The organism is Oscillatoria sp. HE19RPO, assembly GCF_024220515.1.
Classification (GTDB): Bacteria; Cyanobacteriota; Cyanobacteriia; order Cyanobacteriales; family Laspinemataceae; genus Laspinema.
Genome location: NZ_JAMXOT010000292.1, coordinates 29455 through 45393, shown reverse-complemented (window position 1 = coordinate 45393; position 15939 = coordinate 29455). Strand labels below are relative to the sequence as shown.

Here is a 15939-nt window from a genome sequence, read left to right as displayed (position 1 = left end):
AATCCGAGAGTTAATGACTATAGAATACTCTTGTAGCCCGCGCAGGCACCGCTTTGTCCGCAAGTGCCCCAGGCTTTCTAAGCGGAACGCTACGCGAACAGCCTGCGGGGTTTTTGCATATTTTATTTTTTGGAGTTCCCTTAGAGGAAAAGCACCGTAAGTTTGGGTCATTTCTAGCCCGGATAAGACCGAGGGAGATAGACTGGAACAGATGGATTTTAAAGATTAAAAAACCCTTGCCAATAGAACGAATGGCTCAACTGCGGCTGGATCGGGTCAGCCTGAACGCAGCGATCGCAGGGGCGAGGATGGAAAAACCCATCCTGAATGAGATTTGTTTTGACGTTTACCCAGGCGACTGCCTTGCCATTGTGGGTCCCTCTGGGGGGGGGAAAACCTCCTTGTTACGATTGATGGCTCGACTCATCGACCCCAGCCGTGGCACGATCTATCTGGATGGACAAGATTATCGGAAAATTCCGGTATTGGAACTGCGCCAGCAAGTGACCCTCGTCCTGCAAGACTCGAAACTCTTAGGCATGAGCGTCAAAGAGGCGATCGCCTATCCCCTGAATCTGCGCGGAATGAAATCCCCCGAGATTCAGGAGAGAGTCTCCACTTGGATGGATCGCCTACACCTACCTACCGAATGGCTGGAGCGAACAGAAATGCAGCTATCGGCAGGACAACGGCAGTTGGTGGCCTTATGCCGCGCCTTAGTCATTGAACCTTCGATTTTGTTACTAGATGAACCGACCTCCGCCTTAGACGTGGGTCGCGCTGAGCACCTCCTGCAAGTTTTAGCTGAAGTGGCCCTGAACACGGAGACGACTCTGATTATGGTCAATCACCAACTCGACCTCGCCCAGCAGTTTTGCAACCGCTTATTGTATTTGCACAAAGGCACGCTTTTGGAGGACCTGCCCGAGGAGCAGATTGACTCGGCAAAGTTGCGATCGGCGATCGTCCAAGCGGAAGCAGAGGCTGCCTCGGAATGGGAATGAGTTGAGGGAATTGACCTCGGACCTTTTAGGCGTCACTTTTAGGCTCAAGGGAGTCTAGCCGCGAGAGAGTGGCACCGCGCCGACTGGAGTTAATTGACGCATCGGGGTTTTTTTCCCCATCGGTTGTTCAGGTTGTTGGGCGGGCGTCGCGTTGAGGATTTCCGTATTCAAGCGATAGCCCACATTGCGGACCGTTTGAATCAAGCTAGGTTGTCGGGGGTCAGTTTCGATTTTTTTCCGCAGGGAGAGGACATGAGTGTCAATGGTGCGGGGATTATCAATGGCATCCGGCCATGCTCGGCGCAGCAGTTCCGGACGGCTCATGGGCAGGCCCCCAGCTTGAGCGAGGACGTACAGCAGACTAAATTCCTGGGGCGTCAGTTCGATCGCGTCCTCTTGATATCGAACCCGGCGCTGGACTAAATCAATTTGCAGGTCGCCATAGTCTAAGCTGGCCGGTGGTGTCATTCGGCGATGACGTCGGACCAGGGATTCGACTCGGGCGAGAAATTCCTGCATCCCAAAGGGTTTTTTCAGGTAGTCATCGGCTCCTGATTTCAAGCCTTCTACAATATCGGATTCGGTATTGCGAGCGGATAAAATTAAAATCAACGTTTCTTGCTGCTGGTAGAGCCAGCGGCAAAATTCTAAACCATCACCATCGGGTAATTCGTTGTCAAGGATGACTAGAGTTGGATGGCGATTATAGAAAATTTCTCGGGCATGACGGATGTCCGCTGATTGATAAACCCCATATCCTACTTGCTGCAGGTGCCACCCTAACAGCGATCGCAGATGAGGATTGCCTTCCACAATTAAAATGCAAACAGATCCCACAACTGAGTTGTTTCCTTCACGTCGGTGGAATTTAGGTTACCAAACCTTTTGTCAGGGTTTTGTAACTTCCGCTACCCTGAGTCCCCCCCAAATGTTAAGGAATTCCAAATAAAGTGGTGCTTTAGGTAAAAATTCCATCAATCGGGCGATCGCAATGCCATAATCGCCAGACCCTTAGAGGAAATGGCAGTAAAATAGGAATAGAGCAGTGCTGCGGGGCCACCCCAGGCCAGTTTTCCTGGAGGCTCACCCTCATAGCCAGAGGGTTCCCTCAAAAAGCCCAAAGACTCTCCGAACAAGGGTTTGGGCGTGGGAGTTGAGATGGTTTGAATCCGGGTTTGCCCCCGTTGAATCCGGGAGGATCAACCCCCGAGATGGAACAAAAGGGAATGCTCCGATTCAAGGAAAATAGACTGGGGTCACCGGATTAAGTGCTGACTTTTACACCATTCGAGGTTTTAATTATGCTTCAAGATACTGCAACCATTCGCCATTATCAAAAACTCACGGACTCCTTGGTAGATATGTGGAATCGGGGATATCGCCTGGATGATCTCCGCCTTTATTTAGAGGGATATATCGCCGCCATGCGACAAACCAATACCATCGAAGCTTTCCACATCCACAGGTTTGAGGAAGAAGCCATTCGATTTCTCCATGACCCGTCTAATTTCGAGCTGGTCCCACAGCCCCAGGCGGAAACCGGGTACTATTGACAAGAGTCTTGGGGATTTGACATTTCATCGACAAAAAGTAACCAGCATCATAGCGCGATCGCTATTGATGCTTGGGTTTCTTAAGCCCTGTATGCATAATTTTTATTCTATTTATTTAAATATCCATAAGAAAGGGCTTGATCATTCAAGCCCTTTCTCATGCAGATGAAATTCACCAATTTAACCCGACAGTTAAACCGGAGAGTTGCTCAGATTAGGAAGCCAGAGCGACTTCGACCTTCTGTTGCAATTCACCACTTTGATAGAGTTCGATGAGAATATCCGAACCTCCAACAAATTCACCATTCACATAGACTTGGGGAATCGTGGGCCAGTTGGAATACTCTTTGATCCCCTGACGAATCTCATAATCATCCAGAACGTTCACAGTTTCGTAAGGAACGCCCAAAGTGTTGAGAATCTGCACGACATTGTTGGAAAAACCACATTGGGGCATGAGCTTGGTCCCCTTCATGAAAACGGTAATTTTGTTACGGTTTACGATGTTGTCAAGTCGCTCTTTGAGTTCGGGAGTGATAGTCATGATGGGTGTTCGTTAAGGTAAGGGATGGGTTGTTACTGTGCAAAGAAGGGGTAGCAGAGTACCCAGGGCGATCGCCGTCTTAATAGCGGATTGGACGACCCAGCCTAGTTATGAGACGGCCCCAGAGACTTGGCTCCAAGCCTCCGGAGTATAAGTCTTCATGGTTAGCGCATGGATCGCTTCTGTGGACATAGCCTCTTGTAGAGAACCATACACCAACTGATGTTGCCGCACTCGGGGTAGTCCTTCAAAGTGGGACGAAACGACGATGACCTGATAGTGATCTCGGGTGCCGGTCAAATCTTCAACCGTCACCTGAGCGTCTGGCAATTGTGCCTCGATCATTGCCTTGACCTGATCCGGGCTAACCATTCTTACTCCTGTCCATACTGTTTTAATAGTAGTAGTTTAATTTAATTTTAGAAGGGCGATCGCCACGGCTCAAGGGGAAAACCCCGGGGGGTAAATTCCCCGGACTTTCCTAAATCCTCCATAACCGATGAGGTCCCAGGCACAAAAACCGGGGTCTTGGGCCAAATGGGGGGCGTTTTTGTCAGCCATCTCGCCGGTTACCGAACCCCCGAAGAACTTTGGCGTCCTCCCGGAAAGGGTGAATCCACAAAACCCAACTCCCACAATTGCTCGTAAGCTTTTTTCCCCAACTCTCGCGTGGGTTGCTGGGACTGGATAATCTGGATCAACAAAGGCACTGCCAATGCCGGTTGATTCTGCACCCGATGAACCAGGGCTAGTTCGTAGGTGGCTAAATCACGCATTTCAGCAGTTTCCGCCGCCCGATTCCGATGGGTTTCCGCCGTGGCGTTATCAATGCCCGCAAAACTGGTAAAAAGCTGCTGATAGAAATTAGAAAGCTGATTGAAAATCTCCCGAGAACGCTGCAACTTGCTAACCGCTTGTTCATACTGTTCCGCACTGGCAGATTGTCGAGCTTCTTCCATCAACCGATTGGCCGCCTCCATACTTAACAGACCCGTCTGTTGCGCTACGGTGTTGGATTCTTCGCTAGGTTCTTCCGGGGAGACTTCCGGCGTGGCATCCGGGTCGGAACTGCTGGGTTCCTCGATGATTTCCACAAAACCGATGTCACCTAATAACTGATACGCTTGACGACCGAGTTCTCGGGTGGGCTGTTGAGACCCCACAATCTGAATCAGTAAGGGGACCGCGAGATCGGCTTTATTTTGGGCGCTATGAACCAATGCCAACTCGTAACTCGCCTCGTCCCGCATTTGGGCGGTTTCTGCCGCCAGGGTGCGATGACTGTTGGCAATCCGGTTATCAATCCCGGTAAAGCTGGTGAAAAGTTGTTGGTGGAAATTGGACAGTTGATTAAAAATCTCTCGGGACTGTTGCAGTTTTGTCACCGCTGGTTCGTACTCTTGAGCCGCAGCGGATGCTTTGGCTTCTTGGACTAATCTTTGTCCTGCCTCCATACTCAGTAAGGTGCTATCGGCAGCGAGTCGGCGCAAATCCTCCGGGTCTGACGGTGGGGTAACCACCTCTGGTTGGGGACTTGATTGCGGCGTTGGCTGCGATGGGGATGTGGCCCCCCGCTCCGTTGGCGTTGGCCTGGTTAGGGGTTCGTTTGGCCGACCGGAAGGCTGTAATCCATCTAATCCATCGGGTTGAGCTTGTTCTTGCGCCCGAATGGGTAGGGGAGACAACAGGGTGAATCCTGCGATCACGCTTACAGACAATAAACCCGCAAAACCGAGCGGGGGAACTTTTACAGCAGATCCCATAAAGTACCTTTGTGTGTGGGGAGGACACCAGAGCGATAAAAACTTTAGGTATCTTAACATTGCCATGTCCCGGGTTGTGGAAGAAACTGAAAATGGGTAAAATCTCAGGGGCGATCGACCTCAGTCAAGGTTAGAAACCGGGTTTCTGCAACAAATTTGTGGCTCTGATGCAGAGATTTTGTTAAGAAACCCGGTTTCTGGTCCCTGGCATCTAAAACTGTGGGATCTAAAACTGTACTGAGGTCCTAGGCCCACTCCAATAAAGGATCCCAGATAGGCTGGGGGAAACCCAAGGCCCTGGTGGATCGAGTGAACCTATTTTACTCATTCAGCCTTTCCTCTCCAAGTCGGTGCACATTTTCCGGCAGTGGGAGCGATCGCCCCCACCCTGGTTATCCGCAATTCCCAATTACGGACAGCGCTGTACAGAACTTGTCCCCTAGCGCCCCCCACCGGCAATCTTACTGATTTATCCGTTAGCTAAATGAATAAAACCCATTAGCGAATAGATCAATCAGCGAAGGAATACATCCAATGACTGGTCCAGTTTATCGGTCAGATGCCTCTGAATCCAATCCCGTCGGAATTGGCGTATCCGATGAAAGCCTCGGCATTCTCCTGCAACGAGGTGGAGAAGAATTACTCCTCTTAAAACTCAGCGATCGCTTTACCGTCCGCCCCCTAGAACCCCATGCCCCCAAAGATTGGTTCAGCCAAATTCCGGCCACCCATCAACAACAACTCCCCAATACCCAGTTAGAAGAATTTATCGTAGACCGGGCAGACCTAGAACAGGTCATGACAGCGGTGCGAAGCTTGCCGGAAGTCGCCTTTGTTAGCCATGTCTATACCGTAGATAATAATCCGCAAATGCGGGTTTACCTCACCGATGAGGTTACTATTCAATTTGCGGAAACCGTAGACGAAACCCAACGACAGGCGATCGCCGATACCGTACAACTCGACCTTGATAAACCCGTTTACGGCATCCCCAACACCTTTATTAGTTACGTTCGTCGGACTGCTACAGAAAATCCCATCAAAATTGCCAACCGGCTGATGCGAAAATCCGAGGTTCTCACCGCCGAACCTAACATCGTCATCACCACCCAAAACCACTACCTGCCTCGCAGCAGCTTTTATCATAAACAGTGGTATTTACACAACAAAGGAGGCCGCGACCTCGCCCCTGGGTCCCATATTGAAGCGGAAAAAGCCTGGGATGTGACCCGAGGCATCCGGTCCGTCGTGGTTGCCATTACCGATGATGCGATCGACCTCAATCACCCGGATTTCCAAGGTCCCGGTAAAGTCGTCGCCCCCCGAGACTTTAAACGCAAAAACTTTTTACCCCTCCCGGAAGGAGAGTCAGACAACCACGGGACCGCCTGTGCCGGAGTCGCCGTTGCCGAAGAAAATGGCGTCGGGATTGTCGGGGTTGCCCCGGGTTGCGCCCTGATGCCGATCCGGACCACGGGCTATCTGGATGACGAATCCATCGAACAAGTTTTTGATTGGGCTATGACCAAAGGAGCCTCAGTCATTTCCTGTAGTTGGGGGGCTTCTGCGGTCTATTTTCCCCTCTCCCTGCGGCAACGGGCTGCCATTACCCGCGCCGCCACGGAAGGACGCAACGGCAAGGGTTGTGTGATTGTCTTTGCCGCAGGCAATGCTAACCGTCCCACCAGTGGCACTGTAAACGAGAGTGGTTGGCCGAATAACCTGCTCCAAGGGCCGGTCAAATGGTTGAGTGGGTTTGCGGTCCATCCTGATGTGATTGCCGTGTCTGCTTGCACCAGTTTGGCTAAAAAGGCGGCCTATAGTAACTGGGGTCCCTCTATCTCTGTCTGTGCTCCGAGTAATAATGCACCCCCGGGAATGTGGATTCAAGAAATGGGTGCGGTGAATACGCCTCCAGAGATTAAGGGGTATTTAACCGGGTTGGGCGTTTTCACGACCGATCGCACCGGGTCTAAAGGATACGATTCCGGGGATTATACCGGCTATTTCGGTGGGACCTCCAGTGCTTGTCCCGTGGTTGCCGGGGTGGCTGCATTGGTCCTCTCGGTTAATCCTCACTTGACTGCTGCTCAGGTTAAGCAGATTTTGCAGCAAAGTGCGGATAAGATTATCGATCCGGATATTGATATTCAACTGGGGAATCGCTTTGGCACTTACGATAGTAAGGGTCACTCCCAATGGTTTGGCTATGGTAAGGTGAATGCTTATAATGCGGTCCGACGAGCCCAGCGTCTGTTGACGATGCCGATGCAGGTCACTCGCCAGGTTCAGGCCCAAAACAGCCGTCGGCAGAGTATTCCGGATTTTCAAACGAATCAATCGGGTTTATTTCCTTTTAATCTTTTTGGCAGTAGCGATCGCCCGGGATTAGTTAGCGAAATTTCGATTTCTGACCCGAGTCCGGTTGTCGATATCCGCGTCACGGTGAATATCCAACACAGCTATCTCGGGGATTTAGAACTTTATTTAATTGCGCCCAATGGTCAGACGGTGCAATTACAAAGCCGGACTTTAGGCAGTCAAACTCGCTTGAATAAAACTTACTCCCTACAAACCACTCCCCCCCTCCGCCAGCTTTGCCGTCAGTCGGCTAAAGGGTCTTGGAAGTTGTGGGTCCGAGATTGTGTTCCCGGAGATACGGGGACGCTCAATAGCTGGGATTTGACTTTGGCGGTTTAGTCCCGTTTGAATGAGGGGTGAAGGGGGAGAAGTTCAGTTGTTGGCTGATGCTCTCCCTTTTTCATGGGTTGCTGAACTTATGCAGTCTGAATTAGAGGCTGTACAGGAAAGGTAGCGAGCGTCTCGGGTTATATCCTCGACCAGGATAGGGAAGTTTTAAGGAGGGTTGAAAATGAATGGCTCAGAGGGATTCAGTCTGAAGCTGGCTTTGACGATTCTCTCCCGGTCAAATTCTTTTCGCAATGATGTCATTGTTTAAGTGCAATACGGTTAAACTCTACTCACAATCACCAAACATCCTCCGGGAGTCTCCATTGCTTTTCTAGGAATAGCGTAGAAAATGGGTACTTGTTTATCACTTGTCTGCGATCGCAATCACAGGCTTACTAGATCGCGATCAATTTCATTTTGCAAAACGATAATGAATATAAGCGGTTTTTGATAGTTACCCACTTTAACAAAGCTTTATATATTTAGGATTGACACGCCTGATTTATTCACTTAAAGTAGAAGAAAGAGCTACAAGCCAGCTCTCCAAAATCCAGGATTTTAGGGAGATGTTTACAGGAATAATTGTTCTCACCCCTCTCGCGTAAAACTAGCGCACTATTATGGTCGCAACAGTTCCAGCAAACCCGGTGAAAATTAACCCGTAAACCCCTTGGCCATAGACTTTTGGGGTGACATTTCGCACAAATGCAGCCAGCCCACTCGTTTCACTCCTGTCATTGGAGGAACGGGAGCGTTTAGCTTGACCATTTTTTTCCGAACCGACCGGGGTTAAGTTGGCAAATTCATCGCAACTCAACCGATCCAGGCGGTGAAGAGTGTACACCAGGAGTAGAACAATGACTTCAGCATTTCTCAATCGTGTTGTCGAACTGACCAACGTAGAGCGCGCACAACAGGGTTTAGCCCCACTCACGTTCAATCCGGAGTTAGCGGCGGCAGCACAGGTCCATAGCGCCAATATGGGAAGTGGCGATTTTTTGGACCATACCAATCCGTTCGATGGCACGATCGCAGCCGATCGCGTCACGAGTCAAGGGTACAACTACCAGACGGTGGCTGAAAACGTCGCGGGGGGTCAACCGACGCCGGAGCAAGTGGTCCTCGAATGGATGAATAGTCCCTCACACCGGGTTAATATCCTCAATCCCGCTGTGACGGAAATTGGTGTAGGCTATCATTTCCAGGAAAATGATACCGGGAATGTCAACTTCTTCCACTATTGGACCCAGGTTTTTGCGACTCCGCTGGAGGAACCGCGCGTGTTTCCCCAAACCCATACTCCAACCCCACCTCCAACGGACGGAATTACTGTCATTGCTCAACCCTTAACGGCCAACAATCAGGGATTTTTTGACCTCACCGCGAATGTCGAGGGAGTTCAACTGGCTCCAGGGGCCCTGAATGGCTACCAATTTGGACTGCGAGCCTTAGATGGAGATGATATCATCATCGGTTCGGCATCCGGTGAAGTCGTCAATGGCAATGCGGGTCGCGATCGCATCTATGGAACCGGCGGAAATAACTTCCTACGCGGCGGGAAAGGGGATGATCACCTTTTTGGCGGCACGAACAATGACATCCTCAACGGCAATAATGATAATGATGTTGTCTTTGGCGGGGATGGCAATGATGTGGTTCGGGGAGGTAAAGGCCATGACTATTTATACGGTGAAGGTGGCGATGACAATTTAATCGGCGATTTTGGTGCGGATGTTCTGATTGGAGGCGCTGGCGCGGACCTGTTCGTCCTCCGTCGCGACACTGTGGTTGGGGTGGTTGAGCCACAGATGGCCGACTATATTATTGATTTTAATCCAGGAGAGGGCGATCGCATTGGCCTGACCGATGGGTTGACGGAAAACGATATTACCTATCAGCGATTCGTGGATGTGGATAACAATGGCCTTCCCGATGCACTGATTCAAATCAACAGCACAAATGAAATTTTAGGGGTTGTTCTAAATATCAATCCCCTGGAGTTAAACGGAATGTTTCAAGCGGTCTCCCCGGACATTTTGGCGATGGGGTAAGGGGATTCTGACTCAGTGGATGGGATGATTTTAAATTAGATACTTGAGATTGGGTGGATAATCAACCACCCAATTTTTTAGTTTATCCCAGGGTCTTCAGTTTCGCGGCGGAATTATCGTTCCCCTGACCCAGGGATAACATGACAGAAGGGTTACCCAGGATTTTGTCCGATCGCCCGCAGTGCTGTTTCTAAATCGGCGGTCAGTTGATTGCCGCTTTCTTTAGGAGTGTCTAGGCAGTATTGAGAGACTTCTAAGGGAGGGGCAATGGTAATTTTCACGCGGCATTGCCAGTTGGGAATCGTCGGATTATATTCCAAATTGATCGGCACAATTTTCACCCCCAAATTAGGATGGAGGGATTCCGCTTGAATCGCCAGTCTTGCTAATCCCGGTTTAAGCGGATGAAGTTCACCATCGTGAAAAATCGCACCTTCGGGGAAAATCGCTAACATTTGACCCGCTTCCAGGAGTTCGACTCCATGCCGCAAACTGCCAATTCCCGGACGTTTTCTATCAATGGGAAATCCACCGACTCGGGGAATTAACCAGCCGTAAATTCCTTTAAATTCATCAATAGAGACCATATAGCGTAAGTCTCGTCCGGTGATATGTCGCCCTGCGGCATAAGCGACTAAAATCCCATCCCACCGCGATCGATGGGTCGGGGCCAGGATAGTGGGTCCGGCGGTGGGAAGATGTTCTTGACCGATGACTTCAATCTCTTTAAAGTAGGCAGGGAGGACGATAAAACGACCTACTGGATATAATGCACTGGCTAACCAAGGGGAAATTTTAGAATTCACCGATGGATTTTTTTCGGATTGGATAGGGGATTTAACCAGGGGTGTTTGCATGATTTTTGGCTAGAACTAAAGATAATACAGAGTAAAAATTAGGTTCAATTTGGGGTTTATTTGAATTAAATTTGGGAATTTATAAAAAGTGTTTTAAACTATTGGGGGCTGAATTTTTCTATTGTACTTGGATTGTTCCAGGTACAGGGGGAGAGTATGGACAGTTTGTAGATTGTCCTAGTCCGGAGGTACAGTAAAGGTTAGAAACCGGGTTTCTTGTCCAACTATTCAGCAATGTCCCAGGAATTGGGGCCAGAAACCCGGTTTCTTGTCCTTGGGAGTTCAACCTATATCCACGACCTCGGTGGAACTTCAGATAGGCGGGGGTTAAAAACCGGCTGAAAACATCACTCGCAATCTTTAACATTAACCCCTCAATGTAGAGGCGATTCGCGAATCGCCTCTACATTGAGGGTAAATTATCAACATCTGCGTAAGTTCTGCTGATGTGATATTTTTGTGTTATTTTAAGTTATAATTTTGCGGTCTGCAGACTGTCGGCGTTGAGAGAACCAGGATTGTAATTGGTCTCGACAATCCGATTCTAAGATGCCACCGAGGACGGATAAGCGGTGAAAGGAAGCGGGACTATCGGGGAGGTTGAGAACGGTGCGGATTGCGCCACTTTTGGGGTCGTCGGCACCATAGACGAGGAGACTAAGACGGGATTGGGCGATCGCCCCGGCACACATGGGACAGGGTTCTAGGGTAACATAGAGAGTACAGCCGTTCAAATGCCAATTTTGTAGCACTTGCCCCGCTGTCCGCAGGGCGAGGATTTCGGCATGGGCGGTGGGGTCATGGTCCCGTTCTCGGCGGTTTTCGGTGCGGGCGACTGCCTTGCCGGAAGGGTCTACAACGATCGCCCCGACGGGAACTTCTCCGGCCTCTGCGGCAGCTTGGGCAAGGGCGATCGCCTGACGCATCCAGTCCCGATGTATAAGATACTGCGGGTCTTGCACTCCGTCTTGCACTCCCATGATTACGTTGGATAATTACAGGTTGTGCAGTCGCCGGGATAGGTGGAGTTATAGATGTCTGTCCGTTGTCCAAAGAGTTGATAACGGTTATCGCGGATTTGTTCATAGACGCGATCGCCGGTCCATTTCATCCCGGGAAGTGCGCGATAGGCGCTGACAAATAGGCTCCCTCCGGGTAATAAATTCCCCAGTTCTTCTGCGGCATCACTTCCCTGCCACCGTCGTTCTGGGCGGTCGGCATCGATTAAAATCATCCCTTGTTCACAGTCTTTTGGCGTGATGCCTAAGCGAGAGAGACTGTTTTCATCCTGCATGGGAATATAGCGAAAAATATCGCCTTTGTCAAAGGTTTCTAACAGTTGAACTACGCTCACACAGAGATTGCATTTGCCGTCATAAATGAAAAAATAAGTCATGGATTTGGGGGGGGTAGGTTAACTTTGGGAACCGATTTTAAATGGAGTTGCTCGGGGGATAAATCGCCACCCTTAAATCAATTGGGTGCTATGATTAAGAGGGGGTCTAACTGTGCTTTGGCATCGAGTTCATATAGGTCATCACATCCCCCGATATGGCGATCGTTAATAAAAATCTGGGGAACGCTGCGGCGTCCATTGGCCCGTTCTGCCATTTTCACTCGGGCGGCACCATCTCCATCAATTTTATATTCGGTGAATTTGACACCCTTCCACATCAGGAGAACTTTGGCCCGAATGCAGTAGGGACAGGTTTGCCAAGTGTAGATTTCCACATGGGCTTTGATGTTTTCCGGGTGACGCCCTAACAGGCGATTCAGGAAGTTTAGCATTGTTCTGAGGGTTTAGAGAGGGGAGGGAAAGGGTTACAAGTTTAGAAGTATGGGAGATTATATCATGATTTTTACCCGATAGCCCAATTTTTCTTTTAAATCAGTAAATTTTGGTGATAATTTTCACTCCGGAATCTTGGATAACGCAGATTGTATTGGTGAATAAATAAGAATTCGGGATTAAGATGGTTTTGCCTTCTCCTTGCAGGGTCGTGTAACGTAAATCAATATCAATAACCGTTCCTTCAAAGTTACCGACGGAAATGCGATCGCGACGGCGGAAGGGTCGATAAATTAAAATTAAAGCCCCAGACACTAGATTCGAGAGGATATCTTTTAAAGCTAATCCCACAGCAAATCCAGTTAGACCCAACCCGGCAATTAACGCCGAAACATCAATCCCGAGGGTTCCGAGGGCGGTAACAATCCCGACAATCCAAACGGTGCTAATGAGGGTTTGTTCCAGCAATTTTTGCGCATCCAGACTCAACTTACTGGTGGTAGTGAGGCGGCGAATCAGTTTTCGCAACAAGGCAGCGGCAATCCAAAAACTGATGATAATCAGCAGACTACCAGCGACTCGGGGTACGTGGATAATAATCAGGTTTAATAACGGGTTTAGCATTCTTCTGAGTTCCAATCCGGAGAGTCTGGGCATTTGCGTTTGGGGTAACCTCTTGGGTGCCGATTTGCCCTAAACGATTGCCCTGTTACAGGACTGACGCAATCTTGAACATCAGGCCCTAAATGTAGAGGCGATTCGGGAATCGCCTCTACATTTAGGGGAGATTCTCCAAGTCTGCATAAGTCCTGTTTTAAACCGAGTCAACCGTTTTCTAAAACGCCGGTACAGTGAGGTTTAGAAACCCGAGTTTTTACCAAAAATGCTGATTATGAGTAACCGATTCGGAATAAAAACTGGTTTTCTTGTCCTCTTTTTTTAATACTCTACCGCAACTCTAGTTTACAACCAATTGCCAACTAAAACATAAGGTGCCCAATAAATTGGATGTTGATAATCTGGGTCTTTCAATAGGTTGAGTTGGGCTTGGCGTAACGCTTCAGATTTAGTGAGATTCTCTTCGTTTAAGGATTGGTAAAAGTCAATCATCAGAGGCACTGTGGCGGCATCATCAATGTACCAGAGGGTCGCGAGGGTACTGCGTGCACCGGCGCGAACGGCCATCCCTGCCAATCCCAAGGCGGCGCGATCGTCCCCAGTTGCCGTCTGACAGGCACTTAAAACCAGTAGTTCTAGGGCTTCAGTACCACTGCGATTTCTCACGCGCAGTAAACTATCCAGTTCATTGACATTAATGCGATCGTCCCAAGCGAGAATAAAGGTATCTTCGGCACTCGAACTAAATTGACCGTGGGTGGCGATATGGACGACGGGAAAAGGAGTTTTTAAAAGCTGTTGTTGTAAGGTATCGCGGGTAAATCCGTCATCCATGAGGACGATTCCGGAGAGTGCAGCATTGATTTGTTCAACTTCGATCGCCACATTCGGCAGTTGTGCGAAGCCAAATCGTTCTTCCGTTAAACCGGCGGTTAAGGCTTTTAAACTTTGTCTTCGTAAGGGTTGAGGGGCCGTGAGTTTGAGTCCAGGACTTACGGCGATGCTGTATTTTTCCAACAAAAATTGTTCCCCGTCATACAAGGCCGCCATTGGAATATTTCTAAACAGTCCATCGGGAACAAAGACTAATGTTTTAATGCCACTGTTAGCTAAACTGTCTTGAATTGGGGCAATTAACCAGTTGTAAACGGTGTTGGCATGAACCCGATATTGCCGAGACGTGCGAGTTACCAAGCTTCTTCTGAGGGTGATGAGGGTTTGTTCGATTTCTTCTTTGGGTAAGGGGGTGGAATAATGCTGTAACGGTTGGTTGGGTAGAGAAACGATCACTTCTAAGCGATCGCCCAAGACGATGGGATAGACGACTGCCGCTGTGAGGTCAACCTGTTGTTTATCCAGTTCCACGGCATTGCTATCCACACAAGCATCCCGAAAAAAGTTATCCAGTTCGGCTAATTTCAGAGATTCGATCGCCTGTAATGCTTTGTGAAGGTTTTCCTGAGAAACCCCCGGACTGGATTTGAGATTGGCGGAGGGTGAGGGAACATCCAACAGTAACGCCACTAATTCGCGATAAACAGGTTCGACACTATCGCGAAAAGAAAATTGCACTTCCCGATTGGTGGTGACTAAATCTAGGCGCAACGACTCCAGAGAGTTAACCGCTTGAGAATAGGCAATGACCGCCCCCGGGCGATCGCCGATCGCGAGGAGTACGCGCCCCAGTTGCCATTGCCAACGATAAGCAATATCCACCGCATTGATATGCTCTGCCAACTCTAACGCCTGTTGGGTGAGACTGTGCGCTTGCTGCCACTGGCGATCGCGTTCGTATAATTCCCCCAAATTCCCTAATGCATAAGATTCAGCGCGGCGATCGCCTATACTTTGGGCCTGTTGGACCGCTGTTCCTAAGAGTTTAGCCGCTTCCGGCAGGACCGAACTCAGGGATGATTTCCCCTCATGCCACTGAATTAAACTTTGTGCGAACTTAATTCGCGAATACACCGCCATCCGACTCGGAGGTAACGCTTCGATTTGGGCATGGATTTGCGGAATCCAGCTTTGAATCAGTGGTTCAGAGGCAGAATCACTCAGAATGAGGGGATTTTCAATTAACAAAGAGAGGACATTGAGACGGGCTTGGACCTGAATATCTGCTGATTCTGCCGTGGCTGCGGCTTGTTGATACAAACCCAAAGCCGCCTCTCCATCTTGGCGGGCGCGCATTGTATTCCCTAACGCGATCGCACTTTCACTGATGGCCCCCGAGGACTTTAACCGTTGGGCCGTCGCCAAACTATCCCGTAAGACCGATTCAGACTGTTCTAAATCCCCCACCATGCGTAAGGCATTTCCCAAGGCGAGTAAAGCGGTTACTTTAGTATCCGAATCAGTTTCCTGGGCTAATCGGGTTTGAAGTTGTTCTAAGCGAGTCAGCGATCGCCGATATAATCCTAATGCCTGTAAAGCCCGGGCTTGATTAATAATAGCCCGATATTCCCCAGACTTTTCCCCCGATTGGCGGTAGGCATCTGCCGCTTGTTCCCAAGTTGTCACTGCCGCTTCGGTTTGTCCGAGAGTAAATTCCAATCCGCCTCGGGTATTGAGGACTTGGGCGAGGACCCGAACGGAGGAGGCAGAGTCCGACTCACCTTGAATCAAAGCGAGACTTTGAGCGATCGTCGCTTTTGCCTCCTCCCACTCTCCCAATTCCTGTAACGCTGCGGACAGATTACTCAAGGCAACTGCTTGCTGCAATCGATTCCCCTCGCTATCACTGCGACTGGCAGCGGTTTCCCACACTGCCGCCGCTGCGGAAAACTCCCCAGATTGATAGAGTAGACGCCCTTGTTCGACTAATTCCTCAGTGGTTTGGGCGATCGCACCTAAGGGTAAAGCGAGCAAAACCAGACTAACGGATAACAGCAATCCCTGTTTAACGTGAAATAAAGACTTATGTTGGGGGTGTCGCATTTTTATAAAAAACTCTAGAGAACTGGACAGTGAAAAGTTTGGTGAAATAATTAATTAGGGGCCTTCAACTATCCAGTTCGTCTGTGTATGACTTGATGCCTGAATGACTCTTTGGCGTGAAGGAATTTTCTC

At 49.5% G+C, this 15939-nt stretch carries 15 protein-coding genes; 4 read left to right on the top strand and 11 right to left on the bottom strand.

Going from position 1 to position 15939, the window contains the following annotated elements; all coding sequences use genetic code 11:
- The first annotated feature begins 236 nt into the window (after positions 1–236).
- Complete coding sequence (locus NG833_RS23810; protein WP_254567758.1) at positions 237–1004, top strand: ATP-binding cassette domain-containing protein; 768 nt, start codon at positions 237–239, stop codon at positions 1002–1004.
- 54 nt (positions 1005–1058) lie between these two features.
- Here the strand turns inward: NG833_RS23810 and NG833_RS23805 are convergent, their stop codons facing one another.
- Both NG833_RS23805 and NG833_RS23800 read right to left on the bottom strand, forming a co-directional pair.
- On the bottom strand, positions 1059–1841 hold the full coding sequence (locus tag NG833_RS23805; RefSeq protein ID WP_254567757.1) for a response regulator transcription factor: 783 nt from the start codon (positions 1839–1841) through the stop codon (positions 1059–1061).
- Between the two features lie 137 nt (positions 1842–1978).
- Positions 1979–2116, bottom strand: coding sequence for a hypothetical protein (locus NG833_RS23800; RefSeq protein WP_254567756.1), 138 nt, complete (start codon positions 2114–2116; stop codon positions 1979–1981).
- A 189-nt stretch (positions 2117–2305) separates the two neighbouring features.
- Here NG833_RS23800 and NG833_RS23795 point away from each other — a divergent pair, with 189 nt between their 5' ends.
- Positions 2306–2557 (top strand): DUF6761 family protein, encoded by a 252-nt coding sequence (locus tag NG833_RS23795; protein ID WP_254567755.1) that lies wholly within the window; start codon positions 2306–2308, stop codon positions 2555–2557.
- Between the two features lie 214 nt (positions 2558–2771).
- Here NG833_RS23795 and grxD read toward each other — a convergent pair whose 3' ends face one another.
- The 3 genes from grxD to NG833_RS23780 form a co-directional block, all read right to left on the bottom strand.
- Positions 2772–3101, bottom strand: coding sequence for a Grx4 family monothiol glutaredoxin (gene grxD / locus NG833_RS23790; protein WP_256556133.1), 330 nt, complete (start codon positions 3099–3101; stop codon positions 2772–2774).
- Between the two features lie 108 nt (positions 3102–3209).
- Positions 3210–3473: a BolA family protein gene (locus NG833_RS23785; protein ID WP_254567754.1), complete on the bottom strand. Its 264-nt coding sequence runs from the start codon at positions 3471–3473 to the stop codon at positions 3210–3212.
- 197 nt (positions 3474–3670) lie between these two features.
- On the bottom strand, positions 3671–4864 hold the full coding sequence (locus NG833_RS23780) for a hypothetical protein (protein WP_254567753.1): 1194 nt from the start codon (positions 4862–4864) through the stop codon (positions 3671–3673).
- 534 nt (positions 4865–5398) lie between these two features.
- On the opposite strand from NG833_RS23780, the gene NG833_RS23775 reads away from it, so the two are divergent.
- Together NG833_RS23775 and NG833_RS23770 are read left to right on the top strand one after the other, a co-directional pair.
- Positions 5399–7564, top strand: a complete 2166-nt coding sequence (locus NG833_RS23775; protein WP_254567752.1) for a S8 family serine peptidase — start codon at positions 5399–5401, stop codon at positions 7562–7564.
- Between the two features lie 848 nt (positions 7565–8412).
- Positions 8413–9606, top strand: coding sequence for a CAP domain-containing protein (locus NG833_RS23770; RefSeq protein ID WP_254567751.1), 1194 nt, complete (start codon positions 8413–8415; stop codon positions 9604–9606).
- Between the two features lie 152 nt (positions 9607–9758).
- Here the strand turns inward: NG833_RS23770 and NG833_RS23765 are convergent, their stop codons facing one another.
- The 6 genes from NG833_RS23765 to NG833_RS23740 all read right to left on the bottom strand — a co-directional run bounded on the left by NG833_RS23765 (position 9759) and on the right by NG833_RS23740 (position 15807).
- On the bottom strand, positions 9759–10463 hold the full coding sequence (locus NG833_RS23765) for a 1-acyl-sn-glycerol-3-phosphate acyltransferase (protein ID WP_254567750.1): 705 nt from the start codon (positions 10461–10463) through the stop codon (positions 9759–9761).
- Positions 10464–10930: 467 nt separating this feature from the next.
- On the bottom strand, positions 10931–11443 hold the full coding sequence (gene tadA, locus NG833_RS23760) for a tRNA adenosine(34) deaminase TadA (RefSeq protein ID WP_254567749.1): 513 nt from the start codon (positions 11441–11443) through the stop codon (positions 10931–10933).
- Positions 11444–11445: 2 nt separating this feature from the next.
- Entirely contained in the window at positions 11446–11859 is a 414-nt protein-coding gene (locus NG833_RS23755) for a thiol-disulfide oxidoreductase DCC family protein (RefSeq protein ID WP_254567748.1), read from the bottom strand.
- 77 nt (positions 11860–11936) lie between these two features.
- Entirely contained in the window at positions 11937–12251 is a 315-nt protein-coding gene (gene grxC, locus NG833_RS23750; protein WP_254567747.1) for a glutaredoxin 3, read from the bottom strand.
- Between the two features lie 100 nt (positions 12252–12351).
- The gene (locus NG833_RS23745; RefSeq protein WP_254567746.1) at positions 12352–12909 is read right to left on the bottom strand and encodes a mechanosensitive ion channel family protein; all 558 of its coding nucleotides are present in this window, start codon (positions 12907–12909) and stop codon (positions 12352–12354) included.
- A gap of 306 nt (positions 12910–13215) precedes the next feature.
- Positions 13216–15807, bottom strand: coding sequence for a CHAT domain-containing protein (locus NG833_RS23740; protein WP_254567745.1), 2592 nt, complete (start codon positions 15805–15807; stop codon positions 13216–13218).
- Positions 15808–15939 lie beyond the last annotated feature (132 nt).

Coding starts and splice junctions, on each gene's coding strand:
- NG833_RS23740 (WP_254567745.1), bottom strand. CDS start 15,807: ATGCGACACCCCCAACATAAGTCTTTATTTCACGTTAAACAGGGATTG.
- tadA (WP_254567749.1), bottom strand. CDS start 11,443: ATGGGAGTGCAAGACGGAGTGCAAGACCCGCAGTATCTTATACATCGG.
- grxC (WP_254567747.1), bottom strand. CDS start 12,251: ATGCTAAACTTCCTGAATCGCCTGTTAGGGCGTCACCCGGAAAACATC.
- NG833_RS23745 (WP_254567746.1), bottom strand. CDS start 12,909: ATGCCCAGACTCTCCGGATTGGAACTCAGAAGAATGCTAAACCCGTTA.
- NG833_RS23755 (WP_254567748.1), bottom strand. CDS start 11,859: ATGACTTATTTTTTCATTTATGACGGCAAATGCAATCTCTGTGTGAGC.
- NG833_RS23780 (WP_254567753.1), bottom strand. CDS start 4,864: ATGGGATCTGCTGTAAAAGTTCCCCCGCTCGGTTTTGCGGGTTTATTG.
- NG833_RS23770 (WP_254567751.1), top strand. CDS start 8,413: ATGACTTCAGCATTTCTCAATCGTGTTGTCGAACTGACCAACGTAGAG.
- grxD (WP_256556133.1), bottom strand. CDS start 3,101: ATGACTATCACTCCCGAACTCAAAGAGCGACTTGACAACATCGTAAAC.
- NG833_RS23795 (WP_254567755.1), top strand. CDS start 2,306: ATGCTTCAAGATACTGCAACCATTCGCCATTATCAAAAACTCACGGAC.
- NG833_RS23775 (WP_254567752.1), top strand. CDS start 5,399: ATGACTGGTCCAGTTTATCGGTCAGATGCCTCTGAATCCAATCCCGTC.
- NG833_RS23765 (WP_254567750.1), bottom strand. CDS start 10,463: ATGCAAACACCCCTGGTTAAATCCCCTATCCAATCCGAAAAAAATCCA.
- NG833_RS23785 (WP_254567754.1), bottom strand. CDS start 3,473: ATGGTTAGCCCGGATCAGGTCAAGGCAATGATCGAGGCACAATTGCCA.